Below are 24624 nucleotides of genomic sequence, written 5' to 3'. Positions count from 1 at the left end.
AAATATCGCCCTGCCGCAATCCTTCTTCGTCGCGTTTGATTGCGCGAAAGGAACATGATTGGTCTCCGTCCGTCAGCCGCGGGGGCGGCACCTTTAAAAGAGCGAATCAGGAGACAGCTACTCAAGCTATCGCGAACCTGCGGTTTTGCGCAGGCTGACCTTTTTCATAACACTTAAGTAACTTTCCTTAGTCGACCAACACTCTTTGATTGGATTACTGACGATGAGTACGTTTAAAGTCTCAACTTCCGCTCAACTCACCGATGCCCTTCGCAAGGCGCAGTCCGGTGATACTATCGCGCTCGCTTCCGGGTCTTATGGCGACGTCTCGCTCAAGAGCCTGAACTTCAGCTCCGGCGTGACCGTGACGTCCGCCGATCCCAACAATCCGGCGGTCTTCCACACGCTCAGCCTCACTTCGGTCCACGGCCTCGCCTTCGACAACATTCGCGTCGACTTTAAGCCCGACAGCGACACCATGTCGTGGAACTCGGCCGTCAAGATCACCAGTTCCTCCGGCATCTCGCTGACGAACTCCGAGCTCAAGGGTGGTCCGGCCGTCAACGGTGTTCCCCAGAGCACGGAAGCTGGTGGTCTGGACGCCACTGGGAACGTCATCGGCCTCCCCGCCGGGCGCGCGGTGACCATCTCCAAGTCGAGCGACATCACGATCGAGGGCAACCAGATCGAGACCTTCCACAAGGGCGTCGTGCTCAGCCAGGCCGACGGCATCGTCGTCCGCGGCAACGAGATCCACGATCTTCGCTCGATTCCGTTGAACGGAGGCAATGTCAGCAACGTCCTCGTCGAGGACAATCACTTCCACGACTTCAATCCGTGGCAGTATGGCGGACGCGGCGACCACGGCGACTTCGTCCATTTCTGGACCACCTCGGCCCAGACGGGCCCGAGTGACGGCATCGCCATCAAGGGCAACGTCTTCGCTCAAGGCGACGGCACCGCCATTCTCGGCATCTATCTGGACGACAACAATAACGGCCGCGGCTTCACCGGCGTCGATATCTCGGACAACCTCATCCACAATGGCAACCACCAGGGGATCAGGCTCGAGAATGTGAAGGAGGGCAATATCGACTCCAACGTCCTCATCCAGTCGAGCGGCGATACCAAGAGCGGTCCGAAGATGATCGTAGTCGGCAACGACTCAGGTTTGACCTTCACCGACAACCTGGTCAGCGGCGCGGCTTCCGACACCGTCACCTATGATGCCTATGGTAACCGGGTGATCCAGAGCTTCGACTCGTCCGCCGGAAACTTCTCGGGCCATCTGGTCGGCTCGGACGTGTCCTACTCCGACGCTATGGGTTTGCACGCCTCCCTCTTCGGATATGCTTCGGACACGGCTCCGGCCCCGAACCCGGAGCCCGATCCGGTGCCGACGCCGGAGCCGGAGCCCGATCCCGCCCCAGCCCCTTCGCCGGAGCCGGATCCCGTGCCGACGCCGGCGCCAGAGGTCGATGCGACGTTTAAAGTCTCAACTTCCGCTCAACTCACCGATGCCCTTCGCAAGGCGCAGTCCGGTGATACTATCGCGCTCGCTTCCGGGTCTTATGGCGACGTCTCGCTCAAGAGTCTGAACTTCAGCTCCGGCGTCACCGTGACGTCCGCCGATCCCAACAATCCGGCGGTCTTCCACACGCTCAGCCTCACTTCGGTCCACGGCCTCGCCTTCGACAACATTCGCGTCGACTTTAAGCCCGACAGCGACACCATGTCGTGGAACTCGGCCGTCAAGATCACCAGTTCCTCCGGCATCTCGCTGACGAACTCCGAGCTCAAGGGTGGTCCGGCCGTCAACGGTGTTCCCCAGAGCACGGAAGCTGGTGGTCTGGACGCCACTGGGAACGTCATCGGCCTCCCCGCCGGGCGCGCGGTGACCATCTCCAAGTCGAGCGACATCACGATCGAGGGCAACCAGATCGAGACCTTCCACAAGGGCGTCGTGCTCAGCCAGGCCGACGGCATCGTCGTCCGCGGCAACGAGATCCACGATCTTCGCTCGATTCCGTTGAACGGAGGCAATGTCAGCAACGTCCTCGTCGAGGACAATCACTTCCACGACTTCAATCCGTGGCAGTATGGCGGACGCGGCGACCATGGCGACTTCGTCCATTTCTGGACCACCTCGGCCCAGACGGGCCCGAGTGACGGCATCGCCATCAAGGGCAACGTCTTCGCTCAAGGCGACGGCACCGCCATTCTCGGCATCTATCTGGACGACAACAATAACGGCCGCGGCTTCACCGGCGTCGATATCTCGGACAACCTCATCCACAATGGCAACCACCAGGGGATCAGGCTCGAGAATGTGAAGGAGGGCAATATCGACTCCAACGTCCTCATCCAGTCGAGCGGCGATACCAAGAGCGGTCCGAAGATGATCGTAGTCGGCAACGACTCAGGTTTGACCTTCACCGACAACCTGGTCAGCGGCGCGGCTTCCGACACCGTCACCTATGATGCCTATGGTAACCGGGTGATCCAGAGCTTCGACTCGTCCGCCGGAAACTTCTCGGGCCATCTGGTCGGCTCGGACGTGTCCTACTCCGACGCTATGGGTTTGCACGCCTCCCTCTTCGGATATGCTTCGGACTCTGCCCTGGCCTTGGGATCGGATCTGGTATCGACGCCGGAACCGGAGCCCGATCCCGCCCCAACGCCTTCGCCCGAGCCGGAAATCGATGCCACTCCAGTTCCGTCGCCGGAACCAGAGCCGGAGCCGGTCAGCCCGCCGGAGCCGGCCAAGCCGGGTAAGCGTAAGGGCCATGACAAGAAAATAGCGGAGCGGGAAGGCAAGCTGGTCGCTGACGAGGCGGACGCGGATGCGGATTTCGGCATCGATTTCGGGTCCCTCAGTTCATCCGGTGACCTCCCGGGCTGGCTGTCTTCTGCAGGCCTTGTCGATGTCGCGAGTTCGTTCGACGGATCGTCATCGATCACTTCGCAGTCGAAATCCTCGTTCGAATCGATTTGGTCTCAGCCATCCGAGTGGCCTTCGGGAGCTCAGTACAGCCTCCCGGATGCAGGTCCGGTTCTGGATTGGCAATATGGCGACCTGTCGGTGACCATCCTCGGGTCGGGGAAGCTCGGCTATGATGCACACCTAGTCTAAGCGACTAGGAGTCATCCTCGTGCAAACTATCGTGCCGGCGGGTCCAATGCGCCCCGCCGGCACGGTTCGTTATAGGGCCGACGCGCCTTTCAGAGCCTTCAGCGACTACGGTTTGACGCGCTCGCCGGCGCTGGGGGGGGCCTCGACGGCTTGATCGATGAGACCCTGGATCGATGCGCCCCACGACCTCCAGTTGAGCCGGGTTTCATATTCCGAGCGGGCGGCACGTTGGAGTCGATCATAGCCGTCCGCATCACGCCAGCATCGAAGGATGCGCTCCACGTAGGTCTCGACCGACGCCTCGGGTGAAAACAGCAGCCCGTTCACCCCGTCCTTTATTATGGTCGGAATCCCCCCCGTCCTGACGGTGATGGAAGGCAGGCCGAAGGCAGAGGCTTCACAGAATACGAGACCGTATGTCTCGTATCGGCTCGGGACGAAGAGAAAGTTCGCCTGGGTGAACAGCTGCACAAGCTTTCGCTGCTGCTCCGGCACATCCTTTCGCAACTGACCATGCTGCACAACCCCGGCGACTCCGCGAGCCTCCCGCGGACTGCATCCGACAATATGCAACTCCGCGTCTTTCAGATGGGCGCGTAGCCGTTTGAACACCGACAAGACGACGTCTCCGCCCTTGCGCTTCCAGTCGTACCCGACAAACAGCAGCTTTAAGGGGCCGCCGACCGTGCGAGGAGGCGCGGCGGCAGGCGGCGTCTCCAGGTTGGCACCGAGCGGCACGACGTGAATCTTCGAGGCCGCACATGGGTATTCTTCGCTCGCGCAATGCGCCGCCCAGTCCGACGCAACGGCAATCGCCGAAGCCCTCCGGACGACATCCGCCTGCACATCCCGGCCGATCTCGCGGCTCCTGGAACTCAGCCCCAAATATCTCGGATAATAGCCGATAACGGTGGAGAACATGCCGTCGGAGACGTGAATCAGGGGCAAGTTCGGGCTGATCCTGGAGACCTTGTGTGCCGCCCCGATCGACACGAGGATGTCGGGCTTGATGGCGGCAAGCCTGGAGTTGAGGATCCGTTCAAACAGTCGCGTGACAAGCGGTTCGCGCATCGGCATGATTCCGATCCGGATCGCCGCCGAGAGGCGGTCCAGTCGAGCATCCAGCCAGGGCGTGTCTATGACGTGCAAGTCACTGAAGCGCCGACTCAACTCCTTCAGCGCGAAGTGAGGTATGCCGCTCCAAGACGACAGCCTATAAGGCGAATTGACGGCGACATATGCTACTCGGATCGACTTCACGCGCGAGCCCCATCCGATTGGCGGGATGGAGTTTTTCCCATCGCTACCGCCGCCTTAGTGTGGCCCAGAGTAGCAGGCGGCGTCTGATATGTCTCCATTGATCTCGGTGATCATCCCCGTTTTCAACGCTGGCCCCGGCCTTCACAAGACGTTGGCCTCGGCGCGCCGACAAAGTTACTCACGGATCGAGATCATCATCGTCGACGATGGATCGACCGACGGGAGCCTCGACCTCGCCCGTGCGGCCGCTCGCGAAGATGACCGGATTCGAGTGATCAGTCAGGCCAATGGCGGGGTTGCTGTCGCCCGGAACGCCGGCGTGCTGGCCGCACAGGGAGACTTCGTCGCGCCACTCGATGCCGACGACATCTGGCATCCGGAAAAGCTCGAGAGGCAGATCCGCTGTTTCGCGAATGCGGGCGACGATGTCGGCCTCGTCTACAGCTGGTATCGCCGAATTGACGAGGATGACGTCGTCGTTGCGCCTTCCCCTTCCCCGGTCATCGAAGGCTGGGTGCTGCACCGCCATCTGGACTGGAATTTCATCTCGAACGGGAGCAGCCCTCTCATTCGCACCCACATTGCGCGCGAGTGCCGCTACGATCGCCGTCTCCGCGACGCGGGCAATCAGGGCTGCGAGGATTATCTGCTGCAGCTGCAGATCGCTCGCCGTCATCGGTTTGGCTGCGCGCCAGGGTTCCTCGTCGGCTATCGACGAAGCAACAGCTCCATGTCGAGCAGCGTCGCCCGCATGATCCGATCGCATATCCAGATGTATCAAATCCTCATGCCTGATCTGGATAGTGACGCCCGCCGACTGGCGTGCGAGAAAACCGCTGCCCTGTTCGTGGATCTCGCCCGCAATCGGCTCCGACGCGGGCATGTGGCGGAGGCGCTCGGGTCGCTCGGCGAGGCCTGGCGTCATTCTGGTCTCGCAACGATCTGCCAGGCCTTCGGTCAAGTTCCGGCCGCCCTGCGCCAGATTCGGGCGGCAGGGCGCGGCGCCGGCGGGTCCGGCCGCGCCGAGGTGGGCCGGCGTTTCGACGAACTCGATCCCATGGAATGCGAAGGCTTGTGGCGCCCGAGGAGACGCCTGGCCCGATTGAACGGCCTGAAGGAGCTGGACGACGCGCGCCGCAGAATGGACCCGCACCGGGTGTGACGTCACTCCTGCAGGAGCAGCGGAGGCGGCGGCTCCGGGATGCGCTCCATCAACGTCATCTTCGATTTGAACCAATCGAAGGTCCGCCGGACGCCCTCCTCATATTCGACCTTGGCGGCCCAGCCGGGCAGGACCTGGCGGGCGAGCGTGAGGTCCGGACGTCGATTGGTCGGGTCCTGAGGCACAGGTGGGAGAAACTTGATCTGGCTCCCCGGCACCAGGGAAGCGATGAAGTGGGCGACGTCGATGACCGCGATCTCACGGTCATTGCCGATATTCAGCGGCCCGCAGTAGGACGTCTCATCGAGCCAGAAATATCGCTCCAGCGCATCGATGATGTCGTCGACATAGCCCCAACTTCGGGTTTGCCGTCCGTCGCCATAGACGGTCAGTATTCCGTCGCTGAGCGCCTGGCCGATGAAGTTGGAGACGGCGCGCCCGTCGTCGATTCTCGTGCGCGGGCCGTAGACGTTGAACAGTCGCACGATGCGCACGTCCAAATCTCTCGTCCTGCGCATCTCGAACAACAGGGATTCGGTGCATCTCTTGCTCTCGTCGTAGGATGAGCGCGGCCCGGTGCAGTCGACGACGCCGCGATAGCTTTCCGGCTGCGGCGTGATCATCGGGTCGCCATAGACTTCCGACGTGGAAGCAAAGCTGATGCGCCCCCCCTTTCTGATCAGGTTGATCAGGTTGAGCGCGCCCCCGACGTTCGCCTTTATGGTCCGGGCGGGATCGCTCATATACCATGGCGGGGATGCCGGCGATGCGAAGTGGATGATTTCGTCGAACGTTTCGTGGGTTGCGAATTCCTGCACCGAACAGTCCACGACGTGCATGCGCCTGTCGTCGATGTGCTTCAGATTTTCGCGAGTGCCGGTCCAGAAGTCGTCGACGACGACGAGGAGTTCAAGTTCGTTTCGCCTCAGCAACCTGTCAACCAGGTGAGAGCCTAGAAATCCGGCGCCGCCGGCCATCAAAATGCGCTTGCCCACATGCTTGCCTTCCGAAGGGGAGCCCCACAGCTCGCGCACGCCCTTTATGCCTTCAGATGAGCTTTAAGGGAATAACAAGAATTAGTGTCCGTCGATTCTTCAGACGATTGCCGGACGGCGGCCCGTTAGATTACAAGGCGAACTGAAGCCGCTCTTTAGTTTCGGCTAAAGCTTCATTGAGGTAACGCCTTTGCGCCTAGCCCATTTCAGGGACCTCGTTCGGGAGCTCGTGAGCCGAGACCTCAAGATACGCTATAAGAGGTCCTGGCTTGGAATTGGGTGGTCACTTGTAAAACCGATCAGTCAGCTGCTGATCTTCTCGTTTCTCTTCAATCGGGTCATTCCGCTCAACATCCCCAATTACACGGCTTTCCTGTTCACGGGTGTGCTGGTGTGGAGCTGGTTCAGCGGGGCGCTCACAAGCGCGGCGCTCGCCGTAACCGGAAATGCGGAGCTCATCAGGCGTCCGGGCTTCCCGGTCCTCGCCTTGCCCATGCTGACCGTAACCAGCAGCGGCATCCATTTTCTTCTGGCTCTGCCGATCCTGTTCGTCTTCACCTTCGCCGAGACGGGCTTTCCCGGTTCGCCGCTCCTCGCCTTTCCGCTGCTGATCGTCCTGCAATTCTTCCTGACGCTCGGCCTGGCCTACATTATCGCGGCCACCCATGTGCGGTTTCGAGATACCCAGCACATGATCGGCATCCTGGTGATGCTCGGATTCTATGTCACGCCGATCTTCTATCGTCCGGACAACATACCGGAAACGATCAAGCTGGTTTATGATGCCAACCCAATGGCATGGTTGCTCGGCGCGTATCGCGATATCCTGATCGACCATCGCTGGCCGGATCCCACATCGATGTTTTTGCTGTCCTCGACGTCGGCCGTCCTGCTCGTCCTGGGGCTGAGCGTGTTCAACAGCTCGAGCGCACGCTTCGTCGAGGAGCTGTGATGCGCGGGTCGATCATCGTTCAGGGCCTCGGCAAGGAGTTCCGCCGCCGCGTCGGAGATCGGCCGACGACGCTCAAGGAAGCGGTTCTCAGGGGATGGGGAAGCTCCCGGGTCGAGCGGTTCTGGGGCCTGAGGGACATCAACTTCACCGTCCATCGGGGGCGTTGTGTCGGAGTGGTCGGCAAGAACGGCGCCGGAAAATCGACCCTCCTTCGCCTTATCGGCGGCGTCGGCAAGCCCGACGAGGGTCAGGTAACGGTGGGCGGCCGGGTCGGCGCCCTGCTCGATCTCGGCACGGGCCTCACCGACGACCTTACCGGACGCGAGAATATATTCGTTGCGGGCGTGATCGCCGGCATGCTCCGCTCGGAGGTGGAAGCCAGGTTCGACTCGATTGTCACCTTTGCCGAGCTCGAGTCGTTCATAGACAATCCCATCCGCACCTACAGCACCGGCATGCGGATGCGCTTGGCCTTTGCGGTCGCCGTCCATGTCGATCCGGAAATCCTGCTGGTCGACGAGGCCCTTGCTGTCGGAGACCTTGCCTTCCAGCGCAAGTGCCTGGCGCGCATCGCCGAGATCAAGGCTTCGGGCTGCACGATCTTCCTCGTCTCCCACGAAGCGTCGCAGATCCGCGCCTTGTGCGACGAGGTGCTCTATTTGCGGCAAGGGCGCCTGATAGCGCATGGGCCGCCCGACGAGACGCTGGCCCTGTACGAAACGTCCGCCCTGTCCGGATACCCGAGCGAGCCGGTCGAGGACACTGCCGATCGCCCGATAGCCGAGGGCCGGTCGCTCCGGATGGGCGTCAATCGATTCGGCTCCTACGAGGCGGAGATTACCTCGGTGACCTTTTTCGACGGGCACGGCCGAACGACCAGCACTCTTTTTGCCGGAAACCCGCTGATCGTCGAGCTCGGCATCGAACCCAAGCGGCCGGTTCGGGGTGCGCTGGCCAGCGTCGCCATCCTCCTGTCCGACGGTACCCCCGTCCTGGACACGAACACGCAGATAGGCGGCCTCGATCTGGGCGAGTTGAGCGATGCTGCGACCATTCGGCTGGTGATCGACCGAGTGGACCTCATCGGCGGCGAATACCTCGTCACCGTGGGCCTGTACGCCGCGGAGTGGGAGTACAGCTATGACTATCATGCGGAGGCCTATCCCCTCAGAGTCATCGGTTCCAGCTCCGGGAAGGGCCTCCTCAATCCGCCCGTCAAATGGGCGATGGAAAGCGTTCGGTCGGCCGGGGACCAGCCGCGCCAGGTCAGCGACAGGCTTGGCTGAAATGAAGTTCCGACCGGCTCTGGCCATGGAGTCGTTCGCGGAGCTTTCGGAGCCTTCCATCGCACTCCTGGCGGCAGGGGGCGAATTGTGGGACGACTTCCTTTCGACGATCCACCTTCCGCTCGAACGCTTTTGCCACGAGGGTCCTGGCGGTTGGATGCTCGGCTATATGGACGCCCTCGCCCTCGAAGGGGTCAGGACGGTCTTGATCCTGTTTTCGGGACAGGTCCCCTCCCCCCGCCGCTACCTTCATGCCCCCAGCGGGAATGTGATCGCCGTGCTCCCGGCTCCGCCCCGCTATCTGAAGCTTCGGCCCTACGTCCCCGATTATCGGCAGCTGATGGGCATGCAGGGCTTAGGCGGACTGAAGAGCGTGCCGGCGAGGCTCGCCGGATCGGCGGCTTCGCACGCAAGCACGCCCTGGCGCAGTCTCGCGAACGAGCTGAGACTCCATCGATGCCGGGCACTCCTCAGCCAGGAATATGAATATTTCCGTTTCGACACGACCGTCGTGATGGGGAAACGGCTTGGACTTCCTGTCTTCGCGACGTTCCAGGGAAGCAGCACCGAACCCAACCTTCTCAGCCGCGCCTGGAAAGCGCCTCTCGTGCGCCGGGCGGACGGCCTCATCATCGCCGCCAGCGAGGAAATCGATCGCGTGCGCCGGCGCTATGGCCGCGGCGTCCGGGTGACTCAGATATTCAACCCGGTGGACGTGCGGCAGTGGCACGGCCGCGACCGAACGCAATTGCGCGCGGAGCTGGAGATCGGCCCTGAGACGTGCCTCGTCGTTTGGCATGGAAGGATCGCCATTCACGACAAGGGCCTCGACATCTTGTTGGCCGCCTGGGCGGAGGTGCGGCGCAGCCGGCCGGACCAGGACCTTAGGCTGATGCTGATGGGCACCGGCGAGGATGCATCCGAATTCCAACGCATGATCGACGAGGCATCGGACCCGACGATCTCGTGGAGGAAGGATTACGTCACGGACAGGGAGGCTATACGGCGCTTCCTGGCCGCCGGAGACATTTATGCCTTTCCGTCGCGGCTTGAGGGATTTGCCGTCGCGCCGGTCGAAGCCATGGCCTGCGGGCTTCCCGTCGTGGCCGCCGCGGCATCGGGCGTCCCGGCCATCTTCCGGAGCGAGTCGGATGGCGGATTGGTCGCCCCTACCGGAGTCGCGCCTACCTTTGCCGCTCTGCTCGGGAGCCTGATCGACGATCGCGATCGACGCAAACGGCTCGCTGCCGCAGCCAGAATGCGCGCAGAGGAGGCATTTTCCCTGGAGCATGTGGGCAGGCAGTTGCGAGAGACGCTGCTGAACGGGGACGGCCGCTGATGGAATCGCCGATCCGAAGAAGCCGGATAGAGCCGCATCCCGACCTCCCGCGCCCCTACTGGTCGGTGATGATCCCCGTTTACAATGCGCGTGCCGAGCTTCGCAGGAGCCTCGCCAGCGTCCTCGAGTGCGGACTGGGGCGGGAGGTCATGCAGATCGAGGTGGTGGACGACGGGTCGAGTGACGACCCGCAGGAGGTCGTCGCCGAGATCGGCCGCGGACGCGTCGAATTCTACCGTCAGCCATTCAATGTGGGACACAGTCGCAACTTCAATACATGCATCGAGCGCGCCCGGGGACATGTCGTTCACATCCTCCACGCCGACGATCGCGTCGCCGAGGCTTTTTATGTGAGGATGGCTCGGCTCTTCGACACCTATAGCGAGATCGGGGCGGCCTTCTGTCGTCATGCGATCGTCGACCCGGACGACCATATGCTGCGGGTCTCAAGCCTGGAGCGGGAGGAGAGCGGCATCCTCGAACGATGGCTGCCCCGCATCGCGGCCGAATTGCGGCTGCAGCCACCGTCCATGGCGGTGCGCCGCTCCGTCTATGAACGGTTGGGCGGGTTCGACACGCGGTTGGTCAGCTGCGGGGAGGACTGGGAGATGTGGGTCCGGATCGCGGCACATTATCCGGTCGCCTACGAGCCTGAGGTTCTCGCCTATTACACCGACAATGCTGAATCGCTCACGAAGCGATCCATCAAGAATGGTCAGAACATCCGCGACGTCCGCGCCGCCACCCACATGGCACGAACCTATTTGAACGATGAGGCGGCGCTAGCGGCCAATCGCCGTGCCTTGGAGAACTGGGCCAATTGGGCCGTCTACTGGGCGTGGCAAATGATCGAACATCGTGAATACAAGGCTGCCGGGGTCCAGCTTTGGCAAGCGCTTATGTGCAGCCGCTCGGCAACGATCCTTCGCGCCGTGGCACGCATCGTGCGGCTCGGGGCGGCAAGGGCCGCCGGACGAGCCGTGGCTTGGGCGAACATTGGCTAAGGCTGCGAGCATGGGTTGGCCCCTGTTGCCGTCGGTGCCGGACGGCCCCCGTCCGCTCTGGTCGGTGATGATCCCGACCTACAATTGCGCGCAATATCTGCAGGACACCCTTGCAAGCGTGCTGGCCCAGGATCCGGGTCCGGGCGTCATGCAGATCGAGGTCGTGGACGATTGCTCGACCAGCGATAATCCGGAGGCGGTGGTCCGGGAGTTCGGAGCGGGCCGCGTCTCCTTCCACCGAAGGCCGGCCAATGGCGGCCATGTCGCGAATTTCCGGACCTGCCTCGAGCGTTCACGGGGTCACCTGATACATCTTCTCCACGGCGATGATGCCGTACGTCCCGGCTTTTACGACAAGCTCCTGCGCGGCTTCGAAGCCGGCGACGATATCGGCGCGGCTTTCTGTCGGCAGATCTATATCGACGAGAAGGGACAGCAGGTCTGGATTTCGGAGCCGGAACGGCAGGAGAGCGGCCCCCTCGATCATTGGTTGGAACGCATCGCCGAGCGTCAGCTGATCCAGACGCCGTCCATTGCGGTTCGCCGTAAAGTATATGAGACTATCGGCACGTTCGATCCCCGGCTGTCTTGGTCAGAGGATTGGGAAATGTGGGTCCGGATCGCCGCTCATTACGGGATGTGGCACGAGGTGGAACCGCTCGCCCTTTACCGCGTCCATCAATCCTCCAGCACAGCCACCCGGATCAGGACCGGCGAAAATCTGCGCGACGCTCGCCGGGCGGTGGAGATCACCCAGACCTACCTGCCCCCCGAGCTGAGCCCCGTGCGCGCGAAATCGCTCCGTTTCTGGGCCGAGGATGCCATCACGAACCGCATTCCGCTGCTTCTGCGGAGGGATGAATTCCAGGCGGCCTTGGCTCAATTGCGGGAAGCGAGCCGCTGCAGCCGCTCTGAGGTCCTGCGGCACGCGCCATTCCTTGGATCGCTCATGGTCAAGGCTTGCACCAGGCGGCTGGCACGCTGGATCCGGCGGCGGGAGAGCGCCCCCACCTGAAACACATGTCACGCGGAACTGCCGAAGCCAGGAAGGGAAACGAATGCCGCACGCTGTCCTGGACCTGGACTTTTCGAGGCTGCCGGAAGGGTTGGAAGGAAACGGCGCCTGTGATGGGGCGCTCGTCCTGTTGCGACTCGATGGCCGCCCGTGCGGTCAGGCGCTGCTGACCCTGCGGGGGCTCGAAGCGGACGACCTTCGCGAACGCTTGCTGGAGGCGGCCGATTCCGGCTTCTGGGAAGCCTGGTTGCAACGCGAATTGGGCCTGTCTCAGCCTCCGCCGCCGGCTGCGACCGGCCTCGCCGCCACGGTTGCGGTCTGCACCCGTGACCGGGTCGACGATCTGGAGCGCTGCCTCGCGGCCTTGCTCGACATGCCGGACGATGACCAGGAGATACTGGTCATCGACAACGCTCCGACCAGCGACGCGACCCGTCAGCTTGTCGAGCGGGTCGGCCGCGTCACTTATGTCCGCGAGGACCGCCCCGGACTGGATGTGGCGAGGAATCGCGCCTTGCGGGAGGCGAAGCACGAAATCGTCGCGTTCACCGATGATGATGCGGCCCCTGATCCGCTTTGGCTGCGCAACCTTCTCAGGAACTTCTCGGATCCGCTCGTGCTGGCGTCGACGGGGCTCACCATGGCCCTGGAACTCGAGACCGATGCCCAGATCACCTTTCAACGGTTCGGCGGGTTCGTTCGCGGCTTCAAGCGCGTCACCCACGATGCGGGGAGCCTGGACCCTTTTCTCGCCTGGCATGTGGGCGCCGGAGTCAACATGGCGCTCCGCAGGTCGGTCGTCGAGCTGGTCGGCCCCTTCGACGAAGCACTCGATGCGGGAACGCCGACTATGGCGGGCGGAGATTCCGACCTTTTCCGGAGGATCCTCGCTGCCGGCTATCGCATTGCCTACGACCCGGAGGCGCTGAACTGGCACCGGCACAGGCGCACGATGACCGAGCTCGAGCGGCAGGTTTACGGTTACGAAGCTGCGGCCTTCGCCATTCTCACCAAGGCAATGCTCTTCGAAGGGAACTGGGCGGCGGGAGTGCATGTCGCGAAATGGACGCGCCGCCAGATTCGCGCCCTCGCGCGCTCGCTGCTGAGGCGGCCGGGCGCCACGGCTGCGCGCATGCAGCTTGCCCAGCTTCGTGGCGGGATAGCCGGCCCCCTATTGTACATGCGCGCCCGGCGGAGAGCGGCCCATGGCCAGTGACGCGACTGCCGGGATCAGCATCATCATCCCGAGCCATAATCGCTGCGCGCTGCTGCAGCGTGTGCTCGATGCGCTCGGCAGGCAGGACTTCGCGCAGCAGTCGTTCGAAGTCGTCGTAGTCGCCGACGGGTGCGTCGACGACACGTTGGAGATGCTGGCCTCCTATCGTCCCGACTTTCTCCTGAGGGTGCTTGAGGCAGATGGCGTCGGCCCCGCCGAGGGTCGTAACATCGGCGCCGCGGCGGCACAGGGGCAATTGCTGATATTCCTCGACGACGACGTCCTGCCGGAGCCTGAGTTTGTGGCCGCTCATGTAGAGGCCCATCAGGGCGAGTCCGAGAACGTCGTCATTGGGCCCTACCCTCCCTATCCCTACGCCTCGAAAAGCCTGTTCCGACTGCGCGTTCGCCATTGGTGGACCAAGCATTTCGAGGAGATCGCAAGACCTGGACACCGGTTCAGCTATCGCGACCTGCTGACCGGCAATCTCTCAATATCCGCCGAGCTGTGGCGCAGCATCGGGGGCCTGGACGCGCAATTCCGCTACGCGCGGGAGGATTATGAGCTCGGCGTGCGTCTGATGCGCAGAGGCGTGCGCTTCGCCTTTGCGCCCGGCGCTCTTGGTTATCATCACGAGCATTTGACCATGTCGCTTGAAGGGTCGTTTCGGCGAGCCTTCGAGGAGGGCCGGTCGGACATACGAATGGGGCGGAAACATCCACATATTAAGATCAGATTGAAAGCGTGGCAGTTCCGCATGCGCTCGCGCCGTCTGCAGCGGCTGGCCGACCGCGGCCTGTTTATGGCTAAGCACCGTGGCGACGGGCCGGCCACGCTCATCGCCCGGCTCCTCGGCCCGCTTGAGCGGCGCGGCCTGAGGTCTGCTTATCTGATGCTTTACTCCGCGCTCAACCGTTACTGGTATCTTCGAGGCGTTGCGGAGGAGCTGGGTTCGTTCGCCGCCTGGCGCGAGTTCACCAAGGGCCTCGCCGCACCGGGGGTGAAGAGCGAGATCACGATCGATCTGCGGGAGGGAGTCGACGCCGCCGCGGAGGTGCTGGACACCCTTCGCCCGAGATGCGCCCGCTTTCGTTACGGCCATCGCCCGATCGGCATCATGCTCGACGAGCCCGGTTCGGAGCGATGCCGCGGGGATCATATTCGTCGTCTGCTGGCAGAAGGCTGGGGATCGCGGCTGTTGGCCGCCATGGCCGCCGACGGTGCGATCCTGCCGTCGGGGCAGGTCCGCCAGGCAAGGCTGGTCAAGGCGATCGAGGCTGCCGGCGCCTATTACGGCCCGCCGCGCCCTGCCGATATGTGGATGGAACAATATGCCCAATGGAGACGGCTAGACCGCCGAATGATGAGGGCCGCCGACCGCGCCAGCGCCCGAGAGCCGCGTCAAGGCGCTCTTGCAGATCACGCCTATCCCGACTGAGCCTTTCTTCCGCTCCCTAGCGCTTGGGGTTGGCTCGGTCGGCGATCAGGGGCGGTTTACCCCGCCGCCACAGCACGAAGGCACGCCAGATTCCCGCGTCACGTGAGGCTGGGCGGAGTACCGGTCGGTCGCTCGCTTCGCCGTCTTCCCTGAACAACCACATCAGCCCGAAATGGGCGCCGGCAATGGCGGCGACGGTGAGCAGCAACATGCCCATGAATAGATAGACCACCGTCGCCTCCCTGCTGCCTTACTGCTCCCGGAGCGACCTCCACATGCCCGCGAAGAGCGGTTCAAACGCATATTGGAGCGCCGTCCGCTTCCTCAGCGGGATGAGAACCTGAGCGGGCATACCGGCTCTCAAGGCCAGCTTACCGTCGCCTTCGCCCCGCAGGCCTTTCAGCTCCTCCAGCGGGACCTCCACGTCGACCGTGAAATAGCTCTCGCCGGTGCGCTCGTCGACGAGCGCGTCCGCGGAGATACGGGTTATCCGTCCTTCGAGATTGGGCAGGTTCCGCTCGTGAAGGCCGGGAAAGCGCACGAGGCCAGTTTGCCCGGGTGCGAGGTCGTCCGCATCCTTCGGCGCCACTCGGGCCTCGACCAGCATCGGCGCGTTCCTCGGCACGACATCCAACAGCTTCTGGCCAGGCGCAACCACGCCGCCCACGGTAAAGACGCTAAGTCCGACAACGGCACCGCCGACCGGGGCCTTGATCGCTGTGCGTCTCAACTGGTCGCGCGCGGAGGTCAGCCTCGGCTGCACGTCGCGCAGCGTCGTTTCGACCTCACGCAACTCGGCAGCGACGCGCTCCTGATGCTCGCGCTCGAGCTCGAGTATGCGGACACGGGCTTCGCCCACCGCCTCGCCCGATCCGGCGATCGAGGCGCGATACTGCCCGCGCTGTCCGCGCAATTCCGCTCGGGCCCGCTCGAGGGCGCGAATGCGGTTGCGGGATACGAAACCCTTGGCGGCCAGTTCCTTGAGACCACGAAGCTCCTCGGTGAGGAGGCGTTCCTGTTCCGCGGCGGATTCCAACTGGCTTCGATAACCGTCCGCCTCGTGCGCTATCTGCGCCGTGCGCTGCCCGAACGCCGCCCGCTGCGCCTCCAGAAGGGACGAGCGCGTCTGCAATTGCATTTGCTGCAGCCTCAACGCTTCTTGCGCGATCGAAGCATCCTCGCCGCTCAATCCGGCAAGCCCCGCGGGCATCGGAATGACATTTCGGCCCGCCTGCTCGGCCTGGAGCCTGGCCTTTTGTGCCAAGAGGCCGATGAACTGCGACGTAAGGGACCGTTCCTGCGCGAGCAGCTCGGAGGCGGCGAGCTGCATCAGAACCTGACCGCGACGGACCTGCTGCCCCTCGGTGACGTAGAGTGCCCCGACGATGCCGCCATCGCGATGCTGAACCGTTTGACGCTGTCCCGACACGACCAGCTTGCCATCCGCATAAGCGGCGGCGTCCATGGGCGCGATCGCCGCCCATCCGAGGAAGCCGATAAAGAAGATCGCGGCGATGATCAGGCCGAAGCGAATTTCGCGGGACGGGTCACCCGTCGCGCCATAGTCTGGGCCGACAACAGGGAACCCGCCCACATTCGCAACGGCCCGCTTGCCCGAAAGCACGAGATCCTGCCTCACCTGATGTCTCCTTCGGTGCCCGCCTGAACGTGCGTCACCGGCCGTTTCGGTTCCGGCGGCGCGATTCGACCCATCACGTCGTCGCGAGGGCCGTACATCTCGACCCGCCCGTCCTGCATCACGACGAGCTTGTCGACGATCGGCAATATGCTGAGCTTGTGCGTAACGATGAGGATCGTGACGCCGTTGGCCTTGAGCTCTCCCAGCGTGGTGATGAGTTGCAGGTCGCCGTCCGCATCCAAGTGGGAATTCGGCTCGTCCAGCACGAGGAAGTCGGGCGAACCGAAGACCGCCCTCGCAAAGGCGATCCGTTGCGCCTGGCCCGTCGACAAGCCGCGACCGCCCCAATCGAGCTCATAGTCATAGCCGCCGGACAAGCGCAGAATGACGTCGTGCGCCCCGGTAAGCTTGGCCGCTTCAATGGCGGCGGCATCGACCGACCGACCTCCAGAGGCGGTATTGGACCTGAACCTCGCGATATTGTCCTTGATCGTGCCCGCGAACAGCGTCGGCTCCTGCGGCATATAGCCGACATGCTGGGCCAGGATCTCCGGATCCCAGTCCGTCTGTTCAGCGCCGCCAAACCTCACCGTCCCGCGGTCCGGAGTGAGGGCGCCGGCGATGACCCGCGCCAGGGTCGACTTGCCTGCCCCGCTGGGCCCGACAATGCCGACGACTTCCCCCGGTTCGACCGCGAAGCGGACGCCGCTCAGGATCGGCCGTTCCTCGGATTTGCCGAACACGCTGACATTCTCGACTTCGATCCGGCCCTGGGGAGGGGGGAGCGTCGTCTGTTCCGATTTTGAATCGTGAAGGAGGAGGAGCTTCGACAATGAGCGATGCGCGTCTCTCATCTGGACGATGTTCCTCCAGGCGCCCAGCATCTGATCGATCGGGGCCAAGGCTCTGCCAACCAGGAACATCGCCGCGAAGATCGCGCCCGGAGAGATCTGGTCATTGATCGCGAGCAGCGCTCCCAGGCCCAGCGCACCGGATTGGAGCGCCAGCCGGACGAACTTCGAGGCCGCCACATGCGTGCTCGACTTGAAGCTCGCCTCGGTTTGCAGACGCATCATCGTCTCGCGCTCGCGCAGGTGCCGGTTCACGATCGCCTCGCGCATGCCGAGTGCGCGAATGGTGTCCGCCGATGCGGCGCTCGCGTCCTGGCTGGCATAAGCGCGCGCGGCGGCATCATTCGCGTCCTTGAGCGGCAGATGCGTCGCCTGCTCATTGCGCCATGCGATGAAGATCAGGCCTGCCGCTCCCCCGAACGCCAGCAGCCCGAGCAGCGGATGGATGAGGAAACAGATCAGGATGTAGATCGGCGTCCAGGGGGCATCGAGGAGCGCCAGAATGCTGGTGCCGCTCACCGTCTGGCGCAGGGTGTCGAATTCACGCATCGCCTGGCGCAGCCCGATATCCGATCGATCCGACGATCCCAGCGCCATGGACAGGATGGGACGCGCCAGCACCTGATCCAGCCGTGCACTGGCTCGAACGAGCAGCCTCGACCGGGAATAATCGAGCAAGGACAGGGTCATCAGGGCGAACATCAGGACGATCGTCAACAAGACGAGCGTCAAGGTGCCTTGAGTCGGAACAACCCGATCATAGACCTGAAGCATGTACAGCACAGGAAATATGAAAAGAATATTCAGCAACGCGCTGAACGCAGCCGCATATTTGTAGTGGCTCTTGGTTGCAGCAATGGCCTGCTTCAAGGCGCCTTCATTCAATTTGTTCATAGACCTGACATTCTAATAAGCCGGATTCACCAGCGAAACGGCGGGAGCTCAAGCCAGAAGGGCTCCGCGCCAGCAAGGGCGTGCGATTGCGACTCGGCGAGTCAAAAGATGAATTTGTTTCGCTGCCCGTACTACTTTTGCCCGCTCTCCAACTAAATCTCAGGCTGACGTGAGTCTTACCGTAAAACACGCAGTGGTGCGGTGAGTCGACGACTTTTCTCGACCTGCCGAGCCAGGAAGGCTGTGCCGTATAGATGAGGGGCTGACAAACTGTTTTGCGTCATCGCGCAGATTCCTTTTAGCCGTAACGAATCTTACGAGAAAGGCGGCCAGGTACTCGCCTTTTGCGACGGCAACTTCTTCGCTCGTAGGCAGATGATGCAAGCTGGACTAAGCTCTGGTAAGATTTGCTCTGCGACGGCCACGATGGCTGGGCACTTGGGAGGATCATGTGGTTCGCGCCGCTTTGCTTTCCCTATTGGTGGCCGGTGTGACCAGTTCGGCCTGGGCCGCGAATTGGGTGAACGCGTGCGTGCCTGACGGTGCTGCCGACGGTTGGCATATCGATTCGGCCAGTCTGAAAGTCGAACGCGGGCAGCCGGTAGCTTGGCTGAGGCAGAGGTTCCCACAAGGCGGCGGCGCCGCGCACGAGGAAAGAGTTCGGGTGCGCTTCGACTGTATTGCCTGGAAGATGTCGGCACTGGAATGGAGCCGGCATAATGGCGAAGGCTCTCTTCTGGGTTCGGGCCGCTTGCCGGACACGCCGAACAACTATCGCGAGCTGCAATCTGAGTCGGTCTTCGATACGACAGCGACGAAATTGTGCAGCCAAATACCGGTCACCGCCGGTCTCTCTATCCCTTCCAAGGTCGGCACCAGGAGCTCCGGCGCTGCCGTTCGGCGCAAGGGCCTCGTCACGATCGACCGGGCCATTCAACAGCTTGGAGGTCGCATAACGAGCGGCAGGCGCACGGCGGCGTTGCAGCGGGCGCTTTTTCGGAGAGGCGTCACCCGCGTACTCAACAGCGCCCATGTGCTCGACCGTGCTCGGGACATCGTCGGCCTGACCCGGCAGCAGATCTTTGCGGCGGCACGCCTGGCGCAGGTCGAAGTGCAGTCGCTCATTTGGGAGTCGGGCCGAGGCCGCTATCAGGGCACGGGACCGCACTGGCATCTGGAATTCGGCCACGGGCCACGGACTCATGTCCGCGAGGCCGGGAAGCAATTGCGATGGCGAACATGTGAGGGGATGCGGCAGGCATCCTGACGCGAGCCAAGGTAAGCCGCCGTCACGGAACTTGCTGGCCCCTCGTCCCGTTCGTGCAACGACATGCACCAGGGATAAAGCATCATGCCCGAGCATAAGCAGGGGGAAATAGTGGTGGTGACGGGTGGCTCGGCCGGGGTTGGGCGGGCGACCGTGCGCGAGTTCGCCAAGGCCGGCGCTGACGTCGTAGTCCTGGCGCGAGGGAAAGAGCGGATCGATGCTGCCTGCGCCGAAGTGGAGGCGATGGGCGGGCGGGCACTCGGCATCTCGGTCGACGTGACCGACTGCGACGCCGTGGAGGCGGCGGCGGAACGGATCGAGCGCGAGCTGGGGCCGATCGATATCTGGATCAACAACGCTTTCGCCGGCATCTTCTCGCCCTTCATGGAGATGACGCCGGAGGAATATCGGCGCGTCACCGAAGTCACCTATATGGGCCAGGTCCACGGCACGCGGGCCGCGCTGAAACGGATGCTGCCGCGCGACAGCGGCATGATCGTGCTGGTCGGCTCCGCCCTCGCCTATCGCGGGATTCCGCTCCAGTCGGCCTATTGCGGCGCCAAACACGCCGTTCAGGGCTTCCTCGATTCCGTCCGTCCGGAGCTCGACTACCGCGGCAGCCAGGTCAGGATGTGCATGGTCCAGCTGCCGGCGCTCAACACGCCGCAATTCGAGTGGGCGCGGACCCATATGGGCAAGAAGCCGAGGCCGGTCGGCAAGATCTATCAGCCCGAGGTCGCCGCGCGCGCCATCCATTTCGCGGCCCACGCCAACCGCAAGGAAGTCTGGGTCGGATCGACCACGCTCGAGGCGATCCTCGGCGATGAAGCCGCCTCTGCCCTGCTCGACGAGTATCTGGCCGAAACCGGCGTGGACGGGCAATCCGCCCCTGCGCCGGTGTCGCCCGGCCGGAAAGACAATCTCTTCGAGCCGGTGCCCGGCGACTTCGCCGCCCATGGCCGGTTCGACGACGTCGCCCATGCGACCAGCACGCAGATGTGGCTCAACCGCAATCGCGGCGCGGTCGCGGGGGCGGTCGCGGCGGTCGCGGCGGGCGCCGGGCTGGGCTTCATGCTGGCCCGGCGGGACGAGGGCTAGCCTTGCTCAGCCGCTCCTCGGCAGGGCCCTTTGCTTCCGAAAGATTATAGGCGCTGTTCACCAGCGCGAGGTGCGACAACGCTTGGGGGAAGTTGCCGAGCATGAAACCCTTGGCGGCATTATATTGCTCGGAGAGCAGCCCCAGATCGTTCGCAAGGCCCAGCAATCTCTCGAACAGCGCATGGGCGTCATCGCGCCGGCCCTGCAGGTGATAATTGTCGACCAGCCAGAAGCTGCAGGCCAGGAAGCTTCCCTCGCCGGGCGGCAAACCATCCGGTGAGCGACTGGTATCGTAGCGCTGGACGAGCCCGTCCTTCATCAGCTCCGTTTCGATCGCGCGCGTAGTCCCGATCGCGCGTGGATCGTTGGCATCGATGAAGCCGACGATCGGCAGCAGCAGCGTGCTCGCGTCCAGTTCGCGCGATTCATAGGAGCGGACGAAGCTGTTCCTCTCCCTATCGAAGCCCCTGGCGAGCACCTGGTCGCGTATTTCGTCGCGCACGCGGGCCCAGCGTTCCAGCACGCCGTGCTCGCAATGCCCCTCGAAGCTCCGCACGCCCCGGTCGAACGCCGCCCAGGCGAGCACCTTCGAATGAATGAAATTCTGTGGGTTGGAGCGGACTTCCCAGATTCCGGCGTCCGGACCTTGCCAGCATTTCTCAAGCGCCTCCAGAAGCTTGCGCTGGAGATCCCATTCATATCCATCGGCTTCAAGACCGCGGCCGCGGGCTAGATGAAGAGAGTCGATCACCTCCCCGAAGACGTCGAGCTGGAGTTGGTCGTGCGCCGCGTTGCCGAACCGCACCGGCTGCGACCCGTTGAAGCCCTTGAGCCAGGGGGCCGGCCGTTCGAGAATGCCTTGATCGCCGTCGAGGGCGTAGAGCGGCTTGGCGTCGCCGGGTTCGCCCGCTCCTGCGCGAATCAGCCAGTCGCGCCACGCCGCGGCTTCCTCCCGGTAACCGCCGTGGACGAAGGCGAGCAGCATGAAGGCGGCGTCGCGCAGCCAGCAATAGCGATAATCCCAGTTGCGTTCCCCGCCCATGGACTCGGGGAGCGAGGCCGTTGCGGCGGCGACCGTTCCTCCCGTGGGACGATAGGTGAGGGCCTTGAGCGTGACGAGCGAGCGCACGACCGCGTCGCGATAGGGGCCCTTATAGGTGCACCGTCCGGCCCAATCCTGCCAGAAGGCCTCCGTCTCCTTCACGGCCGCGGCGACATCGACCGGCTCCGGCACGTCGGTGTGCGACGGGAAATAGGTGAGCACGAAATTGACGCGATCGCCCTCCTCGACCGTGCATTCGCCGACGATGGCGGTTTCCTCGACACTGAGCTCCCGGTCGCTCCTGAGGACGATGCCGTGCGGCCCGGCGATCGCTGAGATCTCGCCATCCTCGACCCGCCGGATGAGCGGGCGGAGCTTGCCATATTCGAAGCGCAGGTCGAGCACCGAGCGGATCGTCACCCGCCCCTCCCGGCCGACGAGCACGCGAACGATATCGGAATTGCGGCCTCTCAAGGGCATCAGGTCGATCAGGAGGACCTTGCCTTCATCCGTCTCGAACAAGGTCTCAAGGATCAGCGTGTTGCCGCGATAGCGCCGGCGGGTCCCGCGGATCTCGCCGCAGGGCGCAATGCGCCAGAAGCCGTTGCCCTCGTCGCCGAGCAAGGCGGCGAGGCAAGCTTCGGAGTCGAAGCGCGGCCAGCACAGCCAGTCGATCGAGCCGGTGCGGCTGACCAGCGCCGCCGTCTCGCTGTCGCCGATGAGGCCGTAATCCTCGATGCGCCGGCGACCATGGCCGCCGGTCCAGAATGTCGGCTTGTCCTCCGCCATCCTGCGCGAACGTCGGCCTGCATGGCGCGGTTCCGCTCAGTCGAAGCGCATCCAGGGATGGCGCCCTACCCGGTCGCGGACCGTGACGACGCGAGGCCGGTCGCCCAGCGTGATGGCAAGGCCGCCGGTGCGCTCCAGCAATGTGCGGTCGGCTTTGAGCCAGCGGGGGAGGCAGGTGCGCGGCAAGCTGCGATCGCTGACGACGATATCGGCCGCGGCGCAGGCGCGTTCCAGCGGCTCATAGTCGACATAGCGGCGGCTGCGGGTCGCCAGCAGCCGCCAGGTGCGACCGTCGCGCGTGAAATGGGCGGCGCACAGGTCGGCGCTGCAGGCGGCGGTCGGCAAATCCTCGATGGCGGCAAGTTCGCCCTCGTAGCCCGACGTCTCTGAAAGCATGTCGCGAACATAATCCCCGGCGCGGGTGCGGAGCAGGGCGAAGCCGCCGCGATCGGTGCGGAGGGCGAGATGTTGGCCGTCGCCGGTGACGACCAGGTCGGGCGCGGGGGTTCCGAGGGCCCAGAATGCTCCGGCCGCCACGGGAAGGAGGCCCCAGCGGCGCCATTTCGTCTTCCAGAGGCAGATCCAGAGCCCGCCCCCGACCATCAGCGCGAAGGCGGGCATCGGCATGGTCGGGAGCAGCGCCACCGCCCCCGGCGTCTCGGCAACGGCGTGCGCGAGGCCGAGCAGCAGGGAAAGGGTCTGGCCGGTCAGCCACCAGAAGGGCGCGCCGAGGGCGACAAGGTCGAACAGCAGCGCCAACGCCTCGAGCGGCATGATGATGAAAGTGGTGAGCGGAATGGCGACGACATTGGCGAGCGCGCCGTAGAAGCCCGCCTTGTGGAAATGATAGAGCGCGATGGGCGCCAGTGCGATCTCGACGGCGAGGCCGGTGAGGATGAGGGCGAGGAGGAAGCGGCCGACCTTCTGCGCCAGGCCTTCGTCCCGGCGGGTGAGCAGCGCCTTGATCCTGGGATGCTCGTGCAGGGCGACGATGGCGGTGATGGCCGCGAAGCTCAGCTGGAAACTCGCGCCGGCGAGGGACTCGGGCCAGAAGAGAAGCACGATGAGGGCGCCGACCGCGACCAGACGCAGAGTGATGGCCTCGCGCCCGAGCGCCACGCCGATCAGCACGAGGATCGCGGCGACGCAGGCGCGGACGGTGGGCACCTCGGCGCCGGTGACTATGGTATAGGCGATGCCCGCCAGCGCTCCCGCGCCCGCCGCCACGACGGTGAGGCGGAAGCGGAGGGCGAGCATGGGGCTCAGCGCCAGCAGCTTCAGCGTCAGCAGCATCACCGCGCCGACCACCGCCGTCAGGTGAAGCCCGCTCACCGACAGGAGGTGGGCCAGGCCGGAGCGGCGCATCGCCTCGGCATCCACCTCAGAGATGGCGCCCTGGTCGCCGGTGGCGAGCGCCGTGGCGATGCCGCCCTCGCCGCCCGACAGCCGCGACTGGACATGGTCCGCCAGCGACTGGCGCCACCCGGCGATCATCGCGCGCCAGCCCGGTTCTCCTGCGGGAGCGATCACCTCGACCTCGCTGGCGCGGCCGGTGCCGCCGATGCGGCTGAACCAGGCGTAGCGCGCGAAGTCATAGGCGCCCGGCACGGCCATCGGCGGCGGCGGCATCATCCAGGCGCGGATGCGGACGGTGGCGCCCGGCTGGAGAGCCGGAACCGCATCCTCCGCGTCGACATTGACACGCAGCCGGGGCGGCAGGCCGGTGTCGGCGGACCGGACGACCAGCCGCACCGAGTCTCGAGCCGGCAGGCGCTGGAAGCGCTCGATCGTTCCGGTGAATTCCGCCATTCGGGGATGATCGAGCACCGGCGCCGCGATCCGTTCCGCCTTCCACCAGATATGGCCGCATCCGAGCGCGGCGGCGAAGGCGAAAATGGCGAGCGCCTTGCCCCAGCGGGTGCCGGCGCGGCCAAGGGCTCCGAACAGGAGCGCTCCGGCCGCGAGCAGGAACGCCGTCCAGGCATAGGCGTCGGAGAGCGCGAACCAGGCCGCGACGCCCAGACCGAAGCCGACCGGCAGCCACAGCGGCAGCTGGTCGCGTTCGGCGTCGAAACGGGCTTCGAGCCGGCCGGAAAGACGCGAGAAGAGCACCGTCATCCCGAACTTGATCCGGGATCCAGGAACACCGGCCTCAGCGCCTATTTCCTCGGCGTTCATGGTCTTGGGTCCCGGCATTCGCCGGGATGACGCAGGGGCACGGATTGCCGCGTTTGTCGCGGCCCA

Annotated in this window: 18 protein-coding genes; 11 read left to right on the top strand and 7 right to left on the bottom strand. The window is 64.2% G+C overall.

All coding sequences use genetic code 11. The annotated features are described in order from the left end of the window. The first annotated feature begins 223 nt into the window (after nt 1-223). On the top strand, nt 224-3133 hold the full coding sequence (locus DF286_RS15505) for a right-handed parallel beta-helix repeat-containing protein (RefSeq protein WP_109271568.1): 2910 nt from the start codon (nt 224-226) through the stop codon (nt 3131-3133). A gap of 105 nt (nt 3134-3238) precedes the next feature. Here the strand turns inward: DF286_RS15505 and DF286_RS11535 are convergent, their stop codons facing one another. Then, nucleotides 3239-4393: a glycosyltransferase family 4 protein gene (locus tag DF286_RS11535; protein WP_109271567.1), complete on the bottom strand. Its 1155-nt coding sequence runs from the start codon at nt 4391-4393 to the stop codon at nt 3239-3241. A gap of 88 nt (nt 4394-4481) precedes the next feature. Between DF286_RS11535 and DF286_RS11530 the strand changes: the two genes are divergently transcribed. Then, entirely contained in the window at nt 4482-5555 is a 1074-nt protein-coding gene (locus tag DF286_RS11530) for a glycosyltransferase family 2 protein (protein ID WP_109271566.1), read from the top strand. Nucleotides 5556-5557: 2 nt separating this feature from the next. On the opposite strand, the gene DF286_RS11525 is transcribed toward DF286_RS11530, so the two are convergent. Next, entirely contained in the window at nt 5558-6589 is a 1032-nt protein-coding gene (locus DF286_RS11525; RefSeq protein WP_243444810.1) for an NAD-dependent epimerase/dehydratase family protein, read from the bottom strand. Between the two features lie 190 nt (nt 6590-6779). Here DF286_RS11525 and DF286_RS11520 point away from each other — a divergent pair, with 190 nt between their 5' ends. From DF286_RS11520 to DF286_RS11490, 7 genes are read left to right on the top strand one after another with little or no spacing between them, the layout of a single operon-like run. Next, nucleotides 6780-7502 carry an ABC transporter permease gene (locus DF286_RS11520; RefSeq protein WP_243444809.1) on the top strand — a complete coding sequence of 241 codons (723 nt, stop codon included), beginning with the start codon at nt 6780-6782 and terminating at the stop codon, nt 7500-7502. After that, entirely contained in the window at nt 7502-8788 is a 1287-nt protein-coding gene (locus tag DF286_RS11515; RefSeq protein ID WP_170303958.1) for an ABC transporter ATP-binding protein, read from the top strand. Before DF286_RS11520 ends, DF286_RS11515 begins: the two co-directional genes overlap by 1 nt. 1 nt (nt 8789) lies before the next feature. Then, nucleotides 8790-10127, top strand: coding sequence for a glycosyltransferase family 4 protein (locus DF286_RS11510; RefSeq protein ID WP_158274674.1), 1338 nt, complete (start codon nt 8790-8792; stop codon nt 10125-10127). Next, a complete protein-coding gene (locus DF286_RS11505; RefSeq protein ID WP_109271562.1) occupies nt 10127-11131 on the top strand; it encodes a glycosyltransferase family 2 protein in 1005 nt (334 codons plus the stop codon). The genes DF286_RS11510 and DF286_RS11505 overlap by 1 nt, the downstream gene beginning before the upstream one ends. 10 nt (nt 11132-11141) lie before the next feature. Continuing rightward, nucleotides 11142-12146, top strand: a complete 1005-nt coding sequence (locus tag DF286_RS11500; protein ID WP_109271561.1) for a glycosyltransferase family 2 protein — start codon at nt 11142-11144, stop codon at nt 12144-12146. A gap of 43 nt (nt 12147-12189) precedes the next feature. Then, nucleotides 12190-13362, top strand: a complete 1173-nt coding sequence (locus DF286_RS11495) for a glycosyltransferase family 2 protein (protein ID WP_109271560.1) — start codon at nt 12190-12192, stop codon at nt 13360-13362. Continuing rightward, on the top strand, nt 13352-14800 hold the full coding sequence (locus DF286_RS11490; protein ID WP_109271559.1) for a glycosyltransferase family 2 protein: 1449 nt from the start codon (nt 13352-13354) through the stop codon (nt 14798-14800). The genes DF286_RS11495 and DF286_RS11490 overlap by 11 nt, the downstream gene beginning before the upstream one ends. Nucleotides 14801-14816: 16 nt before the next feature. Here DF286_RS11490 and DF286_RS11485 read toward each other — a convergent pair whose 3' ends face one another. From DF286_RS11485 to DF286_RS11475, 3 genes are read right to left on the bottom strand one after another with little or no spacing between them, the layout of a single operon-like run. Next, nucleotides 14817-15032, bottom strand: coding sequence for a hypothetical protein (locus tag DF286_RS11485; RefSeq protein ID WP_109271558.1), 216 nt, complete (start codon nt 15030-15032; stop codon nt 14817-14819). 18 nt (nt 15033-15050) lie between these two features. After that, a complete protein-coding gene (locus DF286_RS11480) occupies nt 15051-16439 on the bottom strand; it encodes an HlyD family type I secretion periplasmic adaptor subunit (RefSeq protein ID WP_243444808.1) in 1389 nt (462 codons plus the stop codon). Further along, nucleotides 16436-18184, bottom strand: coding sequence for a type I secretion system permease/ATPase (locus tag DF286_RS11475; RefSeq protein WP_109271557.1), 1749 nt, complete (start codon nt 18182-18184; stop codon nt 16436-16438). Before DF286_RS11475 ends, DF286_RS11480 begins: the two co-directional genes overlap by 4 nt. A gap of 451 nt (nt 18185-18635) precedes the next feature. Here DF286_RS11475 and DF286_RS11470 point away from each other — a divergent pair, with 451 nt between their 5' ends. Beyond that, the gene (locus DF286_RS11470; RefSeq protein WP_146193607.1) at nt 18636-19451 is read left to right on the top strand and encodes a hypothetical protein; all 816 of its coding nucleotides are present in this window, start codon (nt 18636-18638) and stop codon (nt 19449-19451) included. 84 nt (nt 19452-19535) lie between these two features. Continuing rightward, nucleotides 19536-20549 (top strand): SDR family oxidoreductase, encoded by a 1014-nt coding sequence (locus DF286_RS11465; protein ID WP_109271555.1) that lies wholly within the window; start codon nt 19536-19538, stop codon nt 20547-20549. Here the strand turns inward: DF286_RS11465 and DF286_RS11460 are convergent. Next, nucleotides 20521-22380, bottom strand: coding sequence for a glycoside hydrolase family 15 protein (locus DF286_RS11460; RefSeq protein WP_109271554.1), 1860 nt, complete (start codon nt 22378-22380; stop codon nt 20521-20523). The two genes, DF286_RS11465 and DF286_RS11460, sit on opposite strands and share 29 nt — an antisense overlap. 36 nt (nt 22381-22416) lie before the next feature. Further along, on the bottom strand, nt 22417-24558 hold the full coding sequence (locus tag DF286_RS11455) for a ComEC/Rec2 family competence protein (protein WP_243444807.1): 2142 nt from the start codon (nt 24556-24558) through the stop codon (nt 22417-22419). Nucleotides 24559-24624: the final 66 nt, after the last annotated feature.

This window comes from Sphingosinicella humi (genome assembly GCF_003129465.1).
GTDB lineage: Bacteria > Pseudomonadota > Alphaproteobacteria > Sphingomonadales > Sphingomonadaceae > Allosphingosinicella > Allosphingosinicella humi.
The sequence above is the reverse complement of the archived record's forward strand: the minus strand, read 5'-3'. Positions and strand labels throughout refer to the sequence as shown.

What these genes read in the sequence shown, in the direction of transcription:
- DF286_RS11460 (WP_109271554.1), bottom strand. Translation starts at nt 22,380, where the DNA reads ATGGCGGAGGACAAGCCGACATTCTGGACCGGCGGCCATGGTCGCCGG.
- DF286_RS11490 (WP_109271559.1), top strand. Translation starts at nt 13,352, where the DNA reads ATGGCCAGTGACGCGACTGCCGGGATCAGCATCATCATCCCGAGCCAT.
- DF286_RS11465 (WP_109271555.1), top strand. Translation starts at nt 19,536, where the DNA reads ATGCCCGAGCATAAGCAGGGGGAAATAGTGGTGGTGACGGGTGGCTCG.
- DF286_RS11495 (WP_109271560.1), top strand. Translation starts at nt 12,190, where the DNA reads ATGCCGCACGCTGTCCTGGACCTGGACTTTTCGAGGCTGCCGGAAGGG.
- DF286_RS11455 (WP_243444807.1), bottom strand. Translation starts at nt 24,558, where the DNA reads ATGAACGCCGAGGAAATAGGCGCTGAGGCCGGTGTTCCTGGATCCCGG.
- DF286_RS11510 (WP_158274674.1), top strand. Translation starts at nt 8,790, where the DNA reads ATGAAGTTCCGACCGGCTCTGGCCATGGAGTCGTTCGCGGAGCTTTCG.
- DF286_RS11515 (WP_170303958.1), top strand. Translation starts at nt 7,502, where the DNA reads ATGCGCGGGTCGATCATCGTTCAGGGCCTCGGCAAGGAGTTCCGCCGC.
- DF286_RS15505 (WP_109271568.1), top strand. Translation starts at nt 224, where the DNA reads ATGAGTACGTTTAAAGTCTCAACTTCCGCTCAACTCACCGATGCCCTT.
- DF286_RS11500 (WP_109271561.1), top strand. Translation starts at nt 11,142, where the DNA reads ATGGGTTGGCCCCTGTTGCCGTCGGTGCCGGACGGCCCCCGTCCGCTC.
- DF286_RS11530 (WP_109271566.1), top strand. Translation starts at nt 4,482, where the DNA reads ATGTCTCCATTGATCTCGGTGATCATCCCCGTTTTCAACGCTGGCCCC.
- DF286_RS11505 (WP_109271562.1), top strand. Translation starts at nt 10,127, where the DNA reads ATGGAATCGCCGATCCGAAGAAGCCGGATAGAGCCGCATCCCGACCTC.
- DF286_RS11475 (WP_109271557.1), bottom strand. Translation starts at nt 18,184, where the DNA reads ATGAACAAATTGAATGAAGGCGCCTTGAAGCAGGCCATTGCTGCAACC.